This window comes from Mycobacterium sp. 852002-53434_SCH5985345 (genome assembly GCF_001667155.1).
Classification (GTDB): Bacteria; Actinomycetota; Actinomycetes; order Mycobacteriales; family Mycobacteriaceae; genus Mycobacterium.
Genome location: NZ_LZIE01000063.1, coordinates 127,421 through 144,736, shown reverse-complemented (window position 1 = coordinate 144,736; position 17,316 = coordinate 127,421). Strand labels below are relative to the sequence as shown.

General features: G+C 67.3%; 18 protein-coding genes. 10 read left to right on the top strand and 8 right to left on the bottom strand.

The window, feature by feature from the left end; genetic code table 11:
• The first annotated feature begins 2 nt into the window (after positions 1-2).
• From A5756_RS15775 to A5756_RS15765, 3 genes are all read left to right on the top strand, one after another.
• A complete protein-coding gene (locus A5756_RS15775) occupies positions 3-467 on the top strand; it encodes a nuclear transport factor 2 family protein (protein ID WP_066954019.1) in 465 nt (154 codons plus the stop codon).
• 323 nt (positions 468-790) lie between these two features.
• Positions 791-2,533: a molybdopterin-dependent oxidoreductase gene (locus A5756_RS15770; RefSeq protein WP_066954016.1), complete on the top strand. Its 1,743-nt coding sequence runs from the start codon at positions 791-793 to the stop codon at positions 2,531-2,533.
• A gap of 109 nt (positions 2,534-2,642) precedes the next feature.
• Positions 2,643-2,924 carry a hypothetical protein gene (locus A5756_RS15765; protein ID WP_066953904.1) on the top strand — a complete coding sequence of 94 codons (282 nt, stop codon included), beginning with the start codon at positions 2,643-2,645 and terminating at the stop codon, positions 2,922-2,924.
• 18 nt (positions 2,925-2,942) lie between these two features.
• Here A5756_RS15765 and A5756_RS15760 read toward each other — a convergent pair whose 3' ends face one another.
• Together A5756_RS15760 and A5756_RS15755 are read right to left on the bottom strand one after the other, a co-directional pair.
• Positions 2,943-3,371 carry an SRPBCC family protein gene (locus A5756_RS15760; RefSeq protein WP_066953901.1) on the bottom strand — a complete coding sequence of 143 codons (429 nt, stop codon included), beginning with the start codon at positions 3,369-3,371 and terminating at the stop codon, positions 2,943-2,945.
• Positions 3,372-3,484: 113 nt separating this feature from the next.
• Positions 3,485-4,042 (bottom strand): hypothetical protein, encoded by a 558-nt coding sequence (locus A5756_RS15755; protein ID WP_066953897.1) that lies wholly within the window; start codon positions 4,040-4,042, stop codon positions 3,485-3,487.
• Between the two features lie 194 nt (positions 4,043-4,236).
• Here A5756_RS15755 and A5756_RS15750 point away from each other — a divergent pair, with 194 nt between their 5' ends.
• Complete coding sequence (locus A5756_RS15750) at positions 4,237-5,982, top strand: DUF4407 domain-containing protein (RefSeq protein WP_066954013.1); 1,746 nt, start codon at positions 4,237-4,239, stop codon at positions 5,980-5,982.
• On the opposite strand, the gene A5756_RS15745 is transcribed toward A5756_RS15750, so the two are convergent.
• Positions 5,979-6,587 carry a CGNR zinc finger domain-containing protein gene (locus A5756_RS15745; protein ID WP_066953894.1) on the bottom strand — a complete coding sequence of 203 codons (609 nt, stop codon included), beginning with the start codon at positions 6,585-6,587 and terminating at the stop codon, positions 5,979-5,981. The two genes, A5756_RS15750 and A5756_RS15745, sit on opposite strands and share 4 nt — an antisense overlap.
• A gap of 62 nt (positions 6,588-6,649) precedes the next feature.
• Between A5756_RS15745 and A5756_RS15740 the strand changes: the two genes are divergently transcribed.
• Positions 6,650-7,612: a DMT family transporter gene (locus A5756_RS15740; RefSeq protein WP_082960043.1), complete on the top strand. Its 963-nt coding sequence runs from the start codon at positions 6,650-6,652 to the stop codon at positions 7,610-7,612.
• Between the two features lie 8 nt (positions 7,613-7,620).
• Here the strand turns inward: A5756_RS15740 and A5756_RS15735 are convergent, their stop codons facing one another.
• Entirely contained in the window at positions 7,621-8,451 is an 831-nt protein-coding gene (locus tag A5756_RS15735; protein ID WP_066953888.1) for a DAPG hydrolase family protein, read from the bottom strand.
• Entirely contained in the window at positions 8,451-9,791 is a 1,341-nt protein-coding gene (locus A5756_RS15730; protein ID WP_066953885.1) for an FAD-binding oxidoreductase, read from the bottom strand. The genes A5756_RS15735 and A5756_RS15730 overlap by 1 nt, the downstream gene beginning before the upstream one ends.
• Before the next feature lie 67 nt (positions 9,792-9,858).
• On the opposite strand from A5756_RS15730, the gene A5756_RS15725 reads away from it, so the two are divergent.
• Positions 9,859-10,605 carry an IclR family transcriptional regulator gene (locus A5756_RS15725; RefSeq protein ID WP_066953882.1) on the top strand — a complete coding sequence of 249 codons (747 nt, stop codon included), beginning with the start codon at positions 9,859-9,861 and terminating at the stop codon, positions 10,603-10,605.
• Positions 10,606-10,699: 94 nt separating this feature from the next.
• On the opposite strand, the gene A5756_RS15720 is transcribed toward A5756_RS15725, so the two are convergent.
• The 3 genes from A5756_RS15720 to A5756_RS15710 form a co-directional block, all read right to left on the bottom strand.
• Positions 10,700-10,987: an ANTAR domain-containing protein gene (locus A5756_RS15720; RefSeq protein ID WP_066953878.1), complete on the bottom strand. Its 288-nt coding sequence runs from the start codon at positions 10,985-10,987 to the stop codon at positions 10,700-10,702.
• 244 nt (positions 10,988-11,231) lie between these two features.
• A complete protein-coding gene (locus tag A5756_RS15715) occupies positions 11,232-12,596 on the bottom strand; it encodes a wax ester/triacylglycerol synthase domain-containing protein (RefSeq protein WP_066953875.1) in 1,365 nt (454 codons plus the stop codon).
• 114 nt (positions 12,597-12,710) lie between these two features.
• Positions 12,711-13,943 carry a CaiB/BaiF CoA-transferase family protein gene (locus A5756_RS15710; protein ID WP_066953872.1) on the bottom strand — a complete coding sequence of 411 codons (1,233 nt, stop codon included), beginning with the start codon at positions 13,941-13,943 and terminating at the stop codon, positions 12,711-12,713.
• Positions 13,944-14,209: 266 nt separating this feature from the next.
• Here A5756_RS15710 and A5756_RS15705 point away from each other — a divergent pair, with 266 nt between their 5' ends.
• The 4 genes from A5756_RS15705 to A5756_RS15690 are packed head-to-tail and all read left to right on the top strand — an operon-like array spanning position 14,210 to position 17,304.
• Entirely contained in the window at positions 14,210-15,073 is an 864-nt protein-coding gene (locus tag A5756_RS15705) for a mycofactocin-coupled SDR family oxidoreductase (RefSeq protein WP_066953869.1), read from the top strand.
• A 5-nt stretch (positions 15,074-15,078) separates the two neighbouring features.
• Positions 15,079-16,062 (top strand): thiamine pyrophosphate-dependent dehydrogenase E1 component subunit alpha, encoded by a 984-nt coding sequence (locus A5756_RS15700; protein WP_066954010.1) that lies wholly within the window; start codon positions 15,079-15,081, stop codon positions 16,060-16,062.
• Positions 16,059-17,075 carry an alpha-ketoacid dehydrogenase subunit beta gene (locus A5756_RS15695; protein WP_066953866.1) on the top strand — a complete coding sequence of 339 codons (1,017 nt, stop codon included), beginning with the start codon at positions 16,059-16,061 and terminating at the stop codon, positions 17,073-17,075. Before A5756_RS15700 ends, A5756_RS15695 begins: the two co-directional genes overlap by 4 nt.
• A complete protein-coding gene (locus A5756_RS15690) occupies positions 17,068-17,304 on the top strand; it encodes a lipoyl domain-containing protein (RefSeq protein WP_066953863.1) in 237 nt (78 codons plus the stop codon). The genes A5756_RS15695 and A5756_RS15690 overlap by 8 nt, the downstream gene beginning before the upstream one ends.
• Positions 17,305-17,316 lie beyond the last annotated feature (12 nt).

The window sequence follows — 17,316 nt, the reverse complement described above, 5'->3', positions numbered from 1 at the left end:
CGATGAGCCTGTCAGCCGACGACCGATCAGCCCTCAGCCACTTGGTGCACAGCTACGCGGCCCACCTGGACGAGCGTCGATTCGATTTGATAGCAACGCTTTTCACTGACACCGCCGTGCTGGCGGTGCCCGAACCGCCCACGGCGCTTGAGCCGATCCATGCGCACCGTGGGCGAGGCGCCATCACAGCCGCAGTCGCTACCGTCGCGGCCGTCGCCCGCACCGAGCACGCCATCGTCGGCGAGGTCTACGAGGCCACCGGGCCGGGTGCGGCCCGTGGGCGGGTTGCGTGCATCGCGCACCACTGGGACCAGCGCGGCGACGAATTCGTCGACGTGGTCTGGCATCTGCGCTACGACGACGAATACGAGCTGACCGACGGATGGCTGATCGGCCGCCGTGTGTTGACCATCAACGCCCTTGAGACCCGAAAGGCCCGCCGGGTGCGGCCACACGACGCGATCTAGCAAGCTTGCAGAAGACTTTGCGCAAACTCACAGCGACCCTCCATAAACCGAATCTGCGGCGCAAATAGGCGCTTCGTTAGGCAGGTGCGGTCATCGCGCCTGAGGGCGTGGTGGATTTCGCCCGCTCCGGGTGGGTGCAGGCCGCCCTGGGCCCGGGTGAGGCCGCAGCCGGTGCGCTTCTTCCTGATCGTGTCCAATTTTTACAAGTGGATCCGTGTATTTTCGGCCGCGTGACGAACACGGAACAGGGGAACCTGAACGTCAATACCGCCGGAACCACCAGAGGACGGGAAGCGCCGAACGGCAATGTATCGACGCTGGCGGTGGGCACGCCGCTGGACTCCTCCCCGGATTACCGCAACGAGATTCACACCGCCGAAGACGTCATCGATGTCGAGACCTACGGCGGCGGTTTCGATCTCACCCGGCGGGCGACCGCGCCGAAGCTGCGCATCGGCCGCGACCGGTGGTTCAACCTGCTCTGGCTGATCCCGATCGGCTTCGCCCTGCTGATCGCCGGGGTGGCGGTCGGCAAAGGCCTGCACAACATGCCGGCAGTCCAGTCGTTCATTGCGCGTCATCCAGGGACGGACAGCTCCAATGTCACCCCCGGTCTGCCGGCCTGGATCGGGTGGACGCATTTCTTCAATCTGTTCATGATGATGTTCATCATCAGGACCGGGATCCAGATCCTCTGCGACCACCCCCGGCTCTACTTCAGCCGCAACGCCACCCCGGGTAAGGACGAGTGGCTGCGCGTCGGCCCGCCGGTGCCGGACGACGAGCTGTGGACCGCCAACGCCGACACCGTCGCCCTGCCACCACAATTGGGACTGCCCGGATTCCGGCACTCGATCGGACTGGCCCGGTGGTGGCACCTGGGCGTCGATGTGCTGTGGCTCGTCAACGGTGCGGTCTTCTACGTGTTGCTCTTCGCGACCGGACAGTGGCGGCACATCGTGCCCACCAGCTGGGATGTCTTCCCCAACGCCGCGTCGGTGGCCGTCCAGTACCTGTCGCTGGACTGGCCCACCGACAACGGCTGGGTCGCCTACAACGGCCTGCAGCTGTTGTCCTACTTCACCACGGTCTTCATTGCCGCCCCCGCGGCGTTGATCACCGGGCTGGGCATGTCGCCCGCGCTGTCGCAGCGCGTGCACTGGCTCAGCAAGCGGCTGAGCATCCAGCACGCGCGGTCACTGCATTTCGTGGTGCTGGTCTACTTCCTGTTCTTCATCCTGGTGCACGTCACGATGGTGTTGACCACCAGTGCGCTGCGAAACCTCAACCACATGTTCGCCTCCCGCGACGACAACAGCTGGGTGGGCTTCGGAATCTTCGCCGCGGCCATGGTGCTGACGGCGATCGCGTGGGTTTGGGCCACGCCCTTCACTATTCGCCATCCGCGGGTGATTCAGCGGGTCGGATACGCGCTCGTCGGCCCGTTCCAGCGGATGCTGGAGCAGCTCGACCCCAAGCCCGGCGCCTTCACCGAAAAGGACATCTCGCCGCACCACTGGCGCAACGGCCGGCTGCCGGAGACCGTGGAGTACAAAGAGCTGGAAGCAAACGACTTCCGGGACTGGCGGCTCAAGGTCTACGGTCTGGTCGAGCATCCGATGGAGTTCTCGCTCGAGGACTTGATGGCGCTGCCGTACCACGAGCAGATCAGCCAGCACTTCTGCATCCAAGCCTGGTCGGGCGTCGCCAAATGGGGTGGCGTGCAGATGAAGACGATCATGGACATCGTCAAACCGCTGCCCGAAGCCAAATGGGCGGTGTTCTATTCCATGGGCCTCGGCGCGACCGGCGGCATCTATTACAACGCCCATCACATCGGCCAGATGGACCATCACATGACGATGCTCGCCTACAACATGAACGACCATCCCCTCCCCTACATGCATGGCAGGCCGCTGCGGTTGCGCAACGAACTGCAGCACGGTTTCAAACTCGTCAAGTGGATCAAAGGGATCGAGTTCGTGGCCGACTACCGCGACATCGGCAGCGGCTACGGCGGTTACAGCGAGGACCACAAATACTTTGGGCGGCACCAGACGCTGTAGGGCGTAGCGCCGAACCCTCGGCGCCGACGCCTCAGGTCGTTTGTCCCTTCGGCAATCCGGGTAGCTCCACGGAAGCGGCCGAACGGAAGTGACCGGAGGAGAGACGCCCATGAGCCACCGCCCTGTCGATCATGATCGGATCCCTCGCTCCGGTAGCGTCGAACCGGCGCACGACTTGGGGCGCACGCCCGGGCTGATCGTCGTCGGGGCCGCGGTGTTGGCACTCGTGATGTGCGTGGCCACCTTCGCCCTCGGTGACGCCGGCGCGGGTGTCGCCGCCGCGATCGTCGCCATGCTCACGTTCGGGGCCGGGCTGGCGTGGCTTGGCATGGACCGCAGGCGGATTCGCCAGGCGGAACGAGACTGGCCCGTCGGCCACGCTGCGCGGTAGCACCGCCGGTTGCAACGCCTACTGCAGCGAGGCGAGATTTTTCACGGACTTCTCCACATCGGAGCGCAGGATCCGGGCGACCAACCCGCCGATCGGGCCGCTGAGTAATCCGCCCCTGAGGTCGGCGGTGAGATGGAAATCGGTTCCGGGCTGCTGATCGGTGACGGTCATCGCGACCCCGAGGCGGATCCCACCGCGACCGCGGCCTTGCAGCTCAATCGATTTCGGTTCATCGTAGTTGGTGACCGTCCAGTGGATGACGTTGCGGAAACCCTTCACCTTCACGCACGACGAGACGCACGTGCCCTCCTCGATCTTGTCGGGCACCGGTCCGCGCCACCCGGCGAATATGGTCATCCACTCGTCGAATCGGCTCAGGTCGGACGCCAGCTTCCAGGCGGCCTCTGGGTCTACCTCCGACGACACCGAAACATTTACTCGTGCCACGCCTTGTCGCTCCTCCCCACGATTGCGGTTGGCACCGGCACGGCAACACAGGCGACCAGCGCGCAATGCACTGGATACCCCGGTGGGGCCGGGCCTACGCGTTCGCCGCGCCCTTAGGGCCAGACCTCCTGCAATTGCTTCGCCACGTCGATGATCTGCGCGGACTGCGACTGGGGCGCGTCGATCTCCTCGGCGACGTACTGCGCGACGAATCGGCGGATCTCGCCATCGACGCCGGCGAGGATGCGCAGCACCTCGCCGCGGAAGGACTTCGACGACACGTTGACGGTGATATCGGAAGGCCGCGGTTTCGCGACGTCGACGATCAGCAGCAGCGGTTCGGCGGCTCGGGCCGTGGCCCGCAGCGCGATGTCCCCGGAGACGACGAACCGCTGCTTGTCGAGCCGAAGGTCGAGCAGCAGATCGATCGACAAGGGAATGTGGATGACGAACGTGATGCTGTCGCCCAGGCGGCGGGTGACCTTGGGTTCGTGGATCTTGACGTTGGCGCTGACCTTGGCGATCCCGCCAGGCCCCTGAGCGATGGGCTCCATGGCGAACTCGTTGCCCGCGATGTCGGCCAAAGCGGCGGCGACACGCTCGGGGGTGACAGCGACCTCGAAGAATCTGCGTCCGAACTCTTCGTAGGTGACATAATCGTGAGTCTCCATAGGCTTATACCGTCTCACGCCGGCCGCCGGAACCGTCGCTGATCTGCCCGCGTCGCAGAAATCCGCGTTCGTTACACCCCCGCCGGGATCATCGGTGATCCGGGCGCGCTGTGAAGCACGCCACAGGCCGGGCGCTTCGATTCGATCCTGCGGGTGGTGGCCTGGGAGGCTTGATGACTTGGGAGGTGATTTCGATGTGTGCCCGGAAAATCCCCGAGCGGCGCTCGGACTTCTCGCCCGCGGGCCTGCTCACCTGGCTTGGCGGCGGGCACCGGCGGGAGCTGGATGAGCGCCATGAGCGGTCCACGCACGCCGTCACCGGCGCGGTGGTGTTGTTCGGAGCGATGCTGGCCTGGCTCGTCGCAGCGCTGGCGGTGAGCGAATCGGCCCACTGGTCGCTCCTGTTCGTGGTGCCGCTGACCCTGCTCTTCGGCCTGCTGGCCGGCGCGGTCACCCGCGCCGTCACCTCCGGTTCCGGCCGGAGTCGCGCCGGACTCGCGGCACGGGCGGTGGTCGCGGCCGCCCTCGGCGTCACCGTCGGCGAATTGGCCGCAGTCATCCTGCTCTCCGGCTCGATCGACCACCGTCTCGACGAACGCGCCCTGCGCAACGCCGGCTCCGCGCCGGCGGTCGCGCAGGCGACGGCGTCCCTGCAACAGAGCAGGGATGCACGCGGCGCGCTCGACACGGCTGTCGACCGCGCTCACCAGCAGCAAGACCAGGCCCTGGTCATCGCGCGTTGCGAATACCACCCCACGCCCGGCTGCCCGCAGACCCGGATCACCGGTGTGCCCGGTGCCGGGCCCGAAACGCGCACGGCGAACGAGCTTCTCGCGGACGCCCAGCGCGAACTCGACGACGCGCTGGCGGCCCGGGATCGCCAGGCGCCCGGGCTGGACGCCGAAATCTCCCGCGAAGCGCACGCGCTCGACGAGGCACGCCACGGCGTCACCGCGGACGCGGATCGTGGTCTGGGTGCGCGCTGGGTCGCCATGAACGACCTGACCTCCGCCGACTTCGGTGCGCTGGCGATGCGGCTGCTGACCATGGCGTTCTGCGTGCTGCTCTACTTGCTGCCGCTGATCCTGGGGCGGTGGCGGGGCGAGACCAGCCACGATCGCCGTGCGGCGGCGCGTGCGGAGCGGGAACGCGCGGAACTCGAGGCGGACACGGCGATCGCGATCAAGCGGGCCGAGGTTCGCCGCGAGGCCGAAATCATGTGGGCCGAGCACCAACTCACCCAGGCCCGGCTGGCGATCGAGGCTCAGACCGAGATCGACCGCGAGCAGCAACGCCGGCGCATCGTGGACGCGTTCGATCCCCCGGTGCTGGCGTCGTCGCACCGCGCCTTCGAGCCCGCCGACGAAGACATTTACCTGCCGATCGCCGCGGAAGCCGAGGCCGCCAGCCGTGCGGCCCTCGGCCCCCCCGTCCCGGTGCACACCGCCGATGTGGAGAACTTGCCGGCGCCCATCGCGCGCGAGGTGGAGCCGCGCAAAGATCGGGACAACTCGTCGATTCCGTCGATTCCGGACGCCACCAAGGCCGCGGCGCGCTGGATACGCCCGCTGGTGCCGCCGTTCGTGGCCCGGGTCATCGACACCACGACCGCGCCGCTGCGCACCGCGCGTCACGTCTTCGAAGAGGTCGAGGAGATCACGTTCGCGTTCAGGCGCACCCACAAGGTGACGGTCGACGCCGAAAGTTCCGACGCGGGCGGTCGGCCCACCCGGCCCGCTGAGGCCGGTGAAGCCCCTCCCGGTCAGGCGGGATTCATCGATTCGTCGCGGGTCGAGCGCGCGGCGGTGACCCACCTGGGTGGCCAGGAGCCGCGCGGCCCGTCGCTGGGCGCGCGCGCCGACAACCCGGAGTTGGCGCAGCGGGAGGGTCCGGCCGAACTGGATTCGCCGACCGGCCCGCGTCGGCTCCCGCCGGCTTAACGATCTGAGCTGTCCCTGGTGCGCTCGTAGAACCGACGGACCCGGGCCCTGTTGCCGCAGTCGGCCGTACTGCACCAGCGACGGTTCTGCCGGTGGCTGGTGTCGAGGAACAGCCATCCGCACTCGTCGTCGCCGCATCGCTTGATACGTGAGCCCGGGACCCCCGTCAGGAACGTCACCGCTTCGACCGCGAGCCGGTGGAGCGGGGTTTGCGCCATCAACGCAGGCTCCTGCCAGTCGGCGGCATCCGCACCGACGACCAGGCGCCTGGCCCGCAGCGCGGATCGGTAGGCGTCAGCGACTTTGCCGGCATCGCGGGCGGACCCGCACCCCGTCCAGATGCGATGGAGGGCCTCCCTGAGCTGCTTCGTCCGATGCAGCGCTCCGTCGCAAGCAACGCGGTCCGAGGTGACGCCCGCGGCGAGGGTGCGCGCCTCGCGGAGCGACAACACCCCTGCGTGCTCCGCCCAAGCGACCAGGTCCGGATAGTCCGACAAATAGTCGGTACGGCGATGGGGGTCGCCCCGCCATGCCACCGTGTTGACCAAATCGACTGCGGGATGGCCCCCGCGCAAATCGAGATTGGCCGCTTCCGACCGTGCCATAAGCAACCATGCTAATGGTTAAGCACTGATTTACCCATTAGCATGGTGGGTATCCCCCGACCATGAGACATGTTCCCGCACCCTCACTGGATCGGGTCGGATTGGCAACGGGCGCCTTGTCCGTGTCGGCGTCGGCGGTGCTGCTCAAGTTGGCCGCCACCACACCGGCCACCGCCACGGCCGCGCGCTGCCTGATCGCGTTGCCCGTGGTCATGCTCCTTGCGGCCCCGGAATGGCGGCGCCGCGGCGGCTTGCCACGGCGGGCGCTGCTGTCGGCGATCCTGTGTGGCGCCTTGTTCGCCGGCGATATGTTGCTGTGGACGCAGGCCATCCCGGAAGTGGGAGCGGGCTTGTCGACGGTCCTCGTCAATGCCCAGGTCGCCGTTGTCCCGGTGCTCAGCTGGCTGGCCGACGGGGAACGCATTTCGCGCCGATTCCTGCTGTCGCTGCCCGCCTTGCTGGTCGGCGTGTTGCTCGCCGGCGGCCTACTCGAGCAAGGGATTTCGGGCTCTGATCCCATCCGCGGAACGATGCACGCCGTGGGCGCAGCGCTGTGCTACTCCGGGTTTCTGTTCCTGCTGCGACGCGGCGGGCAAGCCGGCAGGCCGATGCAGACATATAGCGTCGTGCTCGCGACGTCCGCGATTGTGGCGGTGGCAGTCGGCCCGTGGTGGCATGGCCTGCTGGTCTGGCCGGGCTGGCGAGCTCTCGCATGGTTGACCCTGGTTGCCATCACCGGGCAATTGTTCGGCTGGCTGCTCGTCGCCTTCTGCTCGGGCCGCCTACCCAGCACCGTGAGCTCCGCCCTCCTGTTGCTCACCCCGGTGGGTGCTATCACGCTCGGCGCGGTCGCGCTCGGTGAACGCCCGTCTCCCCTTCAGCTTGCAGGTTGCGCACTCGTGATGTTGGCGGGATATCTCGGCAGCACACGAATTTCCCTATCTTCCAACGCATCACACGATGCATGCACGCCCGAGGTTCCGGCGGTTCGTGCAACGCATCCGTCGGCGAGCGCTCGGCGCTAACGGTGCGGCTACTCGTTGCCGAAGGCGGCATAGAGTTCCGGGAGGAAGGCCGCCAGGTGATTCATCTCCTGTGCGCAGTGCACCATCAGATTGCGGGCGCCGGTTTCCGCGTTGCCGAGCACCCGCGAGGCGATCGGGCGCACCGCGCGCGAAGCGACGCCGGGGACGTTGCGCACTTCGATGTGCCTGCCGCCCATCCAGAATCGTGACCGCATCTCGGACCCGTTCGGCGTCGACCGGACGTGGTGGATGAACCATCCGACGTCCACCGGGGCCTCGCTGGATCCCAGCCGGGCGCAGATCGCCACCGCACCGTCGCTGTCGGGTGGGCAGCCCATCGCCGCAGGATCGACGAATTGGATTGCGCCATTGAGCATCGTCGAGCCGATGTACTCGCTGATCAACGACCAGCGGCCGACGTAGCGGTCGGCGCCCCGTAGGCCGACGGCCGCGTCGTCCCGGCCGTCCTGCCGTTGACCTTTCCAGGCGGCGTGCAGATGGGCCCGGGGATGCCACAGCTTGTAGCGGCGGGCGTCGCAGCCGTGCCAGCCGAACCACCACGACCACATCTCCGGCGTGACCCCCGGCATGTCGGTGCGTACCGACACCTGATAGCCGCCGTCGTCAAGGACCCCGTAGCCGGTCTCGGTCCGCTGGTAGCCGTCGTCGGCGACGCGCGCGGCGTCGTCGAAGGCCAACAGCGCCATGGCGCCTTGCGGCCCGTGTTCGAGTGCCTCGACGACATGGCGTGGCAGCGCGGCCATTTCGGGCGTGAAGAACTTGCCGAACGGGGTGTTCGCGTCGTCACCGCGATACCCCAGATACAGATCGCCCGCCATCAGAGTCGCCCCATCCAGCTGTTGAACACACCGTCGGGGTCGTACTCGGCGCGCACGCGGTCGAGTTTGGCCATTGCGGCGTCGCTGGCGAACCGCGCCGGACGCTGGCCGAGGTTCTCGTCGGCGAGCTGAATCCCGATGGCGAATTCGGACATCGCGGCCATGTTGGACCGCGCCCAGTCGGCGTACTTCGCCTCGTCGGCCGGGTCCTTCCACGAACCGTAGAGCGCCAGGTAGATGTCGCCTTCGATGCTGTAGGCCATGTCCTGGCGGGGAGGGCACGGGCCCCAGTTCAACCACAGAAAATGCGCCGGGTGTGGGGGCATGGTGTCCAGGATCGTCCGGATGCCCGGCAGCAGGTCTTCCGCGGGCGCCGACGTCCACATGTTGTCAACCGCGTAGTAATGATCGGACAGGTAATGGCTCATCGCGACGTCATACCAGGTCGCGAGATCGGTTGGCATGTATGGGATTTTGACCAGCGCCCGATCGGCGACCGGGCAGGTGCCGAACAGGGCGAGCGCCTTTTCCGCCTCAGCATCGGAATCCGCGAAGGCGGGCGACGCCAGCGAGATGACCGGGGTGTCGATGCCCATGTTCGGTTCGCCGCGGGATGCCACGGCCTGCAGCTCGACCCGGGGGTCCACTTCGGCGCTGACGGCGCGGGTCCACGCGAAAACCTCGTCGGCCAGCTCGAACGGATAGACATAGACGCTGGTGCCGCAGGCGCCCGGGCGCGGATAAAGCTTCAGATAGAACGACGTGACCACGCCGAAAAAACCGGGTCCGGCACCACGGGCGGCCCAGTAGAGGTCGGCGTTGTTGCTGGCGTCGCAGTGAATCCGTTCGCCCTCGGCGGTGACGACATCGAGGCCCACCACGCTCTCGCAGGCCGGGCCGAAGATTCGGCTGTTCCAGCCGTATCCGCCCTGCAGGAGATAGCCACCGAGGCAGACCCCTTTGCAGTGACCGCCGGGAAAGAACAAGCCCTGCGCCTCGAGGTCGGCCATGAGGAGGCTGCCGCCCTTGCCCGGACCCACTCGGGCAAGGCCATTTTCGGCGTCGATGGAAACGTGGTCGAGGCGGCTGACGTCGAGCAGGACGGAGCCGTCGCGCAGATGGCTGGCCGCGAAGCTGTGTCCGCCCGAGACAATGCTGACCTTGAGACCGTGGGCCGTCGCATGGCGGATGCCGGCGATGATGTCGTCGGTGTCGACGGCCTGCACGATCACTTCGGGGTAGCGTTCCGGTACCCGCTGGTGCCAGACGGTGCCACGACGGGCCGCCTCGTAGCCGTCATCGCCGCGGAAATGGTGCCGCCCGGCCGGTAGCCCGCTCATCTGGAATCTCCCGTGATCCGCAGTTCGGATCTTTGTGATCCGCAATGCGGAACACTATAGTGGACGGATGCCGTCCTCGGGGGACAATTTTGCAGCCGGGCGCGACGAGGGCATCCAGGTACTGCGTCGCGCCGCCGCCGCGCTGGACGAGATCGCCGCGGAGCCGGGCCGGTTGCGTCTGGTGGACCTCGGTGAGCGTCTCGGGCTGGCCAAGTCGACGGCTCGCCGGCTGCTGGTGGGCCTGGTCGAGGTCGGACTGGCCAGTGTCGATCCACAGGGCCGTTTCTCCCTGGGCGACCGATTGCTGGGGTTGGGCAATTCCGACGGCGCGCACATCGCGGCGGTGTTCCGCCCAACGATCGAACGGGTAGCGCGCGCGACCGACGGCGAGACGGTCGACCTCTCGGTTTTGCGTGGCCGGCGAATGTGGTTCGTCGACCAGATCGAATCGTCGCATCGCCTGCGCGCCGTGTCGGCCGTCGGCGTCCGGTTCCCGCTGGAGTCGACCGCCAACGGCAAAGCGGCCCTCGCGGCCCTCGACGACGCCGACGCCGAGGCGGTGATCTCCCGCTTGGATCCCGGGTCCTCCGACCGCCTCCGCGCCGAGGTGGCCGAGATCCGGCGCACCGGAATCGCTTTCGACCGAGACGAACACACGCCGGGTATCTCGGCGGCCGCGATCGCGCGACGCGGGGTGGGCGACAACCTGATCGCTATCTCGGTGCCGGCACCGACGGAGCGCTTCCGGGAGAAGGAGCAGCGCATCGTGGCGGCATTGCGTGCGGCCGGCGAATCGGCGGCCTGGCCGCGCTAGCCTCGGCGGAGCTCGTCGATGCCGGCGTGATTGGAGTTGGAGACGGCCGGGTTACCCCTCGAAAGCTCGGCCGTCCCAACGTCTTGATGCCCGCTCAGCAGGGCACTGCGGCGGAGGAGAACAGCGTTCCCCACTCGTGCCGAGCCGCGGATTGCGCGTCGGTGAAGCTCGGTGTCTTTTCGCCGTCGCCGGCCAGGTGTACCAGCGCCCACGCCATCGCGAATACCGGCACTTTGTGCCGCAATGCCGCGCTGTGCAATTCGTCCAGGGCCGCTTCCGACGGGCACCGGCGAAGGCCGATGAGAATGCCCCGCGCGGTGTCGAGGATGCGACCAGAGTGTGGGCCACACGAGGTCTGGGCGGGAACCCAATTCGTTGTCATGTTGTGGATACCTCCTGCGGCGCCGTCACGAATCCACCACTCGCACAGCGGACGAGGAATTCCTGCGCTACGCATCATCGCGGCCGCAAACCTCAAAGGCGCCCTGTGCCATGATTTGTCGATCTTTCGCGTTGTGCCAGACCACCGCCGCGATCGATACCCGCCTGTGACCGTTCCGGGATCGGTTGCTAATCAACCAATCCGGTGAAGTGCCTGGTCGGTGCCGGAATCCGTGATCTTCGGATCAGTTTGCCAAAGACAATAATTCGTCAAAGCCACCGACGATAGCGTCATGGAATACGTCGTAGTCGGGTATCGCGGTGGTATCGACGTTCAACCCGAGACCACACGTGTCGACATAGGTGAGGAGCGTGACGTTGACCGCCGCGCCGATGGTGGGTCCGAACGCGTACTGGGCCCGCACCGCTGCACCGCCGAGGTAGACCGGCACGGGAACGCCCGGCACATCGCTGGCCACGAAATCGACGTGGCGCAGAACCGAGCCGATGTACCAACGGGGCACCAGATTGAGCACTCCGGCGATCAATTGCGTGTAGGGCAGCGATCTTTCGTTCCGTACCGCCGCGGTGCGCTGGCGTATCGCCGCGATCCGCTTTGCTGGATCCGCCTCGCCGACGGGCACGTCGAAGCGCATCAGCGTGATCCGGTTCCCGCCAATGCCATCGGCTTCGGTCCGCAGGCTGATCGGCATCGTGATGTGCAAGTCGTTCACCGCGACGCCGTGCTTCTCGTGATAGAGGCGCAGTCCACCCGCCACCCCGGCGACGAAAGCGTCATTCAACGCCCCACCGCAACGGTGCGCCGCTTCCCGAAGCGGCCGCGTCGGCACCTGATGCACCCCGAGACGCCGGATCAGGCCACGGTCCGTCGCCAGCGGTGACCCGGGTCGGCTGATCGGCCGGACGGTTCGGTAGACCGATGCCGCGGTGTTCGCCGCGGACCGGATGGTGGCGACGGGCCGGCGGACGCCGTCGTACATCAGACGTGGCACCAACGTGGCCGCGCCCGTCAGGGCGCTGTTGAGCAAGCCGGTGTCGTAGCGCACGGCGTCGCGGTAACCCCCCAGCAGCGCCGGGGCCGTGACCCGTGGCTCGGGCGGCATGGGTTCCACGGAATACAGATCTTCCGAGAGGTCGAACAGGTGCATCGCGATCTGGACCCCGCCGACCCCATCGGTGAGCGCGTGGTGAAACTTGCAGATCACGGCCGCACCGCCGTTTTCCAGACCCTCGACGAACGTCGTTTCCCACAACGCGCGGGCCCGATCGAAATCCTGCATCTCGGCCAATCGGGCCATCTCGAGCACGTCGTCAAGAGTTCCGGGGGCGGAAACTGTCGCTCGCCGCAGGTGGTAATCGAGGTCGAAGTCCCGGTAACGCTCCCATCGCGGCGGGGCCGGCGGAGGTGACTGCACCACGCGCTGCCGGAACATCGGGAGCGTGCGGCTGATCAAGTCGAATCGCTTCCGCACTTCGTCCCAGTCCGGGGGCCGGTCCAGAAGTATGACGCTGACCACGGTCGATCGCAGCCGTGGGTCAGTCTCCATCGCCCAGGTGAACGCGTCTGTGGCGCGCATGAATGCAGTCATGTCGGTGCTCCTTGCACCGAACGTACGTCGGCGAGCGTCCTGGGTCACCGGGTTATCGGCAGCCGATGACTTTGGTCACCACAGATAGCGCCTTTCGTCGACCGTCCCGGCGTCCTACAGAATCGCCTTGAGATCCTTGGCCCTGGCGATGTCGTCCCAATCGACGTCGAGTTCCAGCAGGATCTCTTCCGTGTGCTGACCGTGTTCCGGCGCACGCGCGGGCGCCGGCGGGGTCTCGTCGAACTGAACGGGCGCGGCGACGATCCGGTACTTCTCGCCGTGGTCGTCGACGTTGGTCACCACGTACCCGTTGGGTTCGACCTGCGGATCGTTGAGCGTTTCCCGCGGCGTCGCCAGGGCACCCCACACGCCCGGCTCGTCTTCGAGCGCCTTCTGCCAGTGGGCGAGATCGTGCCGGGCGAACACGTTGGCCAGAATCTCGGTGGCCTCCGCGGCGTTGGCGATCAAGTTGCTCGACGGCACGAATCGCTCATCGGTGACCAGGTCAGCCAGGCCCACACGTTCACAGAACCCTGCCCAGAACTTGTCCGGCTGCAGGAACACCAACTGAATCCACCTGCCGTCGCGGGTCTTGTACCTGTTCACGAGCGGGTTGATGGCCAGCCCCGGCGGCGCCCCCGGGATCCCGTCGATGTCGAAGAAGTCGGCCGCCGAGATGGACGGCGCTATCGCCCACATCGCCTGGGCCAGCAGCGAGGAGTCGACGATCGTCGGTTCACCAGTGCGCTCGCGGTGGAAGAGCGCGGCGCAGACGCCACCGGCGAGCGTCGCCCCGCCTTGGAGGTCGCCGAACCCCGGCCCCTGCACCGCGGGCGTGTCCGTGCCGAACGGCGTGAGCGTGTAGGCGACGCCGCCCCGCGCGAGATAGGTGGCCGCGTCGAACCCGCCGCGGTCGCGGTCCGGTCCCCGCACGCCCAGCCCGGTGCCGCGCGCGATGATGATTTTCGGGTTGAACGAACGGATGTCGTCCACGGTGAGCCGGGCCCGCTCGAGCGCCCCGGGCAGCCAATTGGTAAGGAACACATCCGCACTCGCCAAGAGGCGGCCGAACAGCTCGCGACCGGTTTCGGACTTGATGTCGATGGCGATGCTGCGCTTGCCTCGGTTGCCCAGCTCGAGGATGAAGTCGGCGTCCGGGCGCGCCGCCTGCCGGGTGAAGCCGCCGACGACCAGCGCGCGCCCGGGGTCACCCGAGGCGACGCCCTCGACTTTGATCACGTCGGCGCCCCAGTCCGACAGGGCCGCACCGGCCGACGGCACGTAGGTCCACGACGCCAATTCGACCACCCGCACCCCTTGCAGGACACCACCGCGCACGCCAGACATCGCCAACTCCCTCGGTCGACCAGTTCATTCCTTGCTATTTTAGATATTCTAGCTAGTCTAGGGCGTAGTGGTAGCCCAGCTGCAGGTCAGAGCAGTTTTTCGTGGAAGAGATGCGATGGATCCGACCGTTGGCCCGATTCCAACACCCGTGACCCCGCGTATCCCGGCGAAACGGGACGGCCGGCGGAGTCATTGCGGCCGCACCGACGAATGGTGTTGGGCCCCAACGTGGGTCGCGGTGTAGATACACGGACGAAGGACGGGCGATGGGCAGGGTAACCGGCAAGGTGGCCGTGATCAGTGGCGCCGCACGCGGCCAAGGCCGTTCGCACGCGCGGATGCTGGCCGCCGAAGGCGCGGACATCATCGCGGTGGACCTGTGCGCCGACATCGAGACCAATGAGTATCCCCTGGCCCGGCGGGAAGACCTCGACGAGACGGCCCGGTTGGTCGAGAAGGAGGGCCAGCGCGCGTTCACCGCGGTCGCGGACGTTCGCGATCGGGTGGCCCTGTCCGCGGCGATCGATGGGGGCGTCGCCGAGTTGGGGCATCTCGACGTCGTCGTCGCCAACGCGGGCATCTGCCCGCTCACCGCGGGCCTGCCGCCGCAGGCCTTCGCCGACGCCGTGGACGTGGACCTGGTCGGCGTGCTGAACCTGGTGCACGCGAGCCTCAAGCACCTGCAGGCCGGCGCGTCGATCATCGTCATCGGTTCCAACGCGGCGTTCATGTCGTCGATGAACACCACCGGCATCGACGGGGGGCCCGGCGGTGCCGGATATGCCTTCGCGAAATTGGCTGCCGCGCATTACGTCAACGACTTCGCCCTGGCGCTCGCCCGGTTCTCCATCCGGATGAACGCGGTGCACCCCACCAACGTCAACACCGACATGTTGCACAGCCCGCCGATGTATCGGGCCTTCCGGCCGGACTTGAAAGATCCGACCCGCGAGGATGCCGAACCGGTCTTCCCGCTCGTGCAGGCGATGCCGATCCCCTACGTCGAACCCGAGGACATCAGCGAGGCGGTGTTGTTCCTGGCCTCCGACGCGGCGCGCTACATCACCGGCCAGCAGCTCCGCGTCGACGGCGGCGGCTTCCTCAAGGTCAAGCCGTGGTCGGGTGCGTGATACCGATGACCGACTCCGCACCGGACGCCCAGCGCCGGCTTTATGAGCTGATGGTGCTGATGAAGGCGGCCGACGACCGGCTGTCCAAAGGCATCGGCACCGGCGAGTTCATGTGCGTCTACTGGCCCTCGCGCGGCCAGGAGGCCATCGCCGCCGCAATGGGCGTGGCGCTGCGCCCCGACGATCGGCTGGTGACCACCTACCGCGGGCTGCACGACCTCATCGGCAAGGGCGTCCCGCTCGAGGAGATCTACGGCGAGATGATGGGCCGCACCGTCGGCGCCAGCCGCGGCAAGGGCGGCACTATGCACATCGCCAATCCCGCTAAGGGCGTGATGCTTTCGACCGGGATCGTCGGGGCCGGACCACCGGTGGCGGTGGGATTGGCGATGGCGGCCAAACGCAAGGGTTCCGATCGCGTCACGGTGGTCAGTTTCGGTGACGGCGCGACGAACACCGGGTCCTTCCACGAGGCCGCGAACATGGCGGCGCTGTGGGACCTGCCGATGGTCTTCGTCTGCCAGAACAACCAGTACGCCGAGATGACGCCCACGGCCGACACCATGAAGCTCGAACACGTCGCCGACCGGGCGGCCGGCTATGGCATGCCCGGGGTGCGTGTCGACGGAAACGACCCGCTGGCAGTCAAATCCGCACTCGAGGACGCGCTGCGGCGGGCCCGCTCCGGTGACGGCCCCACCTTCATCGAATGCGTGACGTTTCGCTTCCGCGGCCATTACTTCGGCGACCGGATGCCCTACATTCCCAAGGATCAACTTGCCGCCGCGATGGAGGCCGACCCGGTCCCCCGGTTCCGCAGCCACCTCGCCGACACCGGCATCTGCACTCCGGACGAACTCGACCGCATCGACGACGAGGCGCTGGCGGCGGTGGAAACTGCGCTGCAAGCCGTGATGGGCGCCGATTCCCCGTCTATCGAAGAGCTGGATATGGATGTGTACGCGACCCCGATCAGGTTCCCGGTATGAACACGCAAGAGCGGGAGATGACGATGCGCGAGGCGCTCAACCTCGCACTGGATCAAGCGCTTGCCGCCGACGATCGGGTGTTCCTGCTCGGTGAGGACATCGCCGATCCGGGCGCGTCCGGACCGACCGCGGGACTGTCGACGAAGTACGGTCACGACCGCGTCCTGGACACCCCGATCTCGGAGGCGGCGATCGTCGGCGCGGCCATCGGCGCCGCCATCGACGGCCTGCTGCCGGTGGCCGAGATCATGATCATGGATTTCATCGGCATCGCGGCCGACCAGCTGATCAACAACGCGGCCAAGCTGAGGTTCATGACCGCCGGACGCACGACGGCGCCGATCACCATTCGCACCCAGGTCTACGCCGGGCTGGCCACCGGTGCCACGCATTCGCAAAGCCTCGAGGCGTGGTTCATGCACATCCCCGGCATGAAGGTGATCGTGCCGTCCACACCCCGCGACGGGAAGGGCCTCCTGACATCGGCGATCTTCGACGAGGATCCCTGCCTCTTCGTCGAAACCATTCGGCTGCAGGGCAAGAAGGGTCCCGTCCCCGTCGATCCCGCGTTCTCCATCCCGCTGGGCCTCGCCGACATCAAGCGGCCGGGCACCGACGTGAGCCTGATCGGCTACGGACGCTGCGTGCACGACGCCCTCACCGCCGCGGCCACGCTGGCCGAACAGGGTGTGAGCGCCGAGGTCGTCGATCTGCGCACGCTGGTACCGCTCGACGTCGAGACCATCGTCGACTCCGCCCGCCGTACCCGCCGTGCCGTCATCATCCATGACGCGGTCCAATTCGCCGGCCCCGGAGCGGAGCTCGCTGCGATCCTGCACGCGGAGCTGTTCTCCGAGCTGGCGGCGCCCGTCGAACGGGTGGCCGCCCGATTCGTCCCCAACCCGGCCGCGGCGGCGCTCGAAGCGCAGGTGTACCCCTCCCCGGCACGAATCGTCGCCGCGGCGCTGAAGACCTTAGGGAGGACCCTGACGGGAGCGAGAGTGCATGGCTGACTTCATCATCCGCATTCCGCGGGTCTCGGTGGCCGTGTCGGAGGCCGAGCTCACCGACCTTCTCGTCGACGCCGGCCAGCACGTGGATGCGGGCACGCCCCTCTACGTGATCGCCACCGAGAAGGTGGAACAGGAGATCGAAGCGGGGGCGTCGGGCACCGTGCAATGGACGGGCCAGGTCGGCACCACCTACGACATCGGCGCCGAAATCGGCGTCATCACTTCTTGAACCAGGAAAGGT

Excerpts from the sequence above, each read along its gene's own strand:
- A5756_RS15775 (WP_066954019.1), top strand. The coding sequence starts at position 3 with ATGAGCCTGTCAGCCGACGACCGATCAGCCCTCAGCCACTTGGTGCAC.
- A5756_RS15765 (WP_066953904.1), top strand. The coding sequence starts at position 2,643 with ATGAGCCACCGCCCTGTCGATCATGATCGGATCCCTCGCTCCGGTAGC.
- A5756_RS15755 (WP_066953897.1), bottom strand. The coding sequence starts at position 4,042 with ATGGAGACTCACGATTATGTCACCTACGAAGAGTTCGGACGCAGATTC.
- A5756_RS15750 (WP_066954013.1), top strand. The coding sequence starts at position 4,237 with ATGTGTGCCCGGAAAATCCCCGAGCGGCGCTCGGACTTCTCGCCCGCG.
- A5756_RS15745 (WP_066953894.1), bottom strand. The coding sequence starts at position 6,587 with ATGGCACGGTCGGAAGCGGCCAATCTCGATTTGCGCGGGGGCCATCCC.
- A5756_RS15740 (WP_082960043.1), top strand. The coding sequence starts at position 6,650 with ATGAGACATGTTCCCGCACCCTCACTGGATCGGGTCGGATTGGCAACG.
- A5756_RS15735 (WP_066953888.1), bottom strand. The coding sequence starts at position 8,451 with ATGGCGGGCGATCTGTATCTGGGGTATCGCGGTGACGACGCGAACACC.
- A5756_RS15730 (WP_066953885.1), bottom strand. The coding sequence starts at position 9,791 with ATGAGCGGGCTACCGGCCGGGCGGCACCATTTCCGCGGCGATGACGGC.
- A5756_RS15725 (WP_066953882.1), top strand. The coding sequence starts at position 9,859 with ATGCCGTCCTCGGGGGACAATTTTGCAGCCGGGCGCGACGAGGGCATC.
- A5756_RS15720 (WP_066953878.1), bottom strand. The coding sequence starts at position 10,987 with ATGACAACGAATTGGGTTCCCGCCCAGACCTCGTGTGGCCCACACTCT.
- A5756_RS15715 (WP_066953875.1), bottom strand. The coding sequence starts at position 12,596 with ATGACTGCATTCATGCGCGCCACAGACGCGTTCACCTGGGCGATGGAG.
- A5756_RS15710 (WP_066953872.1), bottom strand. The coding sequence starts at position 13,943 with ATGTCTGGCGTGCGCGGTGGTGTCCTGCAAGGGGTGCGGGTGGTCGAA.
- A5756_RS15705 (WP_066953869.1), top strand. The coding sequence starts at position 14,210 with ATGGGCAGGGTAACCGGCAAGGTGGCCGTGATCAGTGGCGCCGCACGC.
- A5756_RS15700 (WP_066954010.1), top strand. The coding sequence starts at position 15,079 with ATGACCGACTCCGCACCGGACGCCCAGCGCCGGCTTTATGAGCTGATG.
- A5756_RS15695 (WP_066953866.1), top strand. The coding sequence starts at position 16,059 with ATGAACACGCAAGAGCGGGAGATGACGATGCGCGAGGCGCTCAACCTC.
- A5756_RS15690 (WP_066953863.1), top strand. The coding sequence starts at position 17,068 with ATGGCTGACTTCATCATCCGCATTCCGCGGGTCTCGGTGGCCGTGTCG.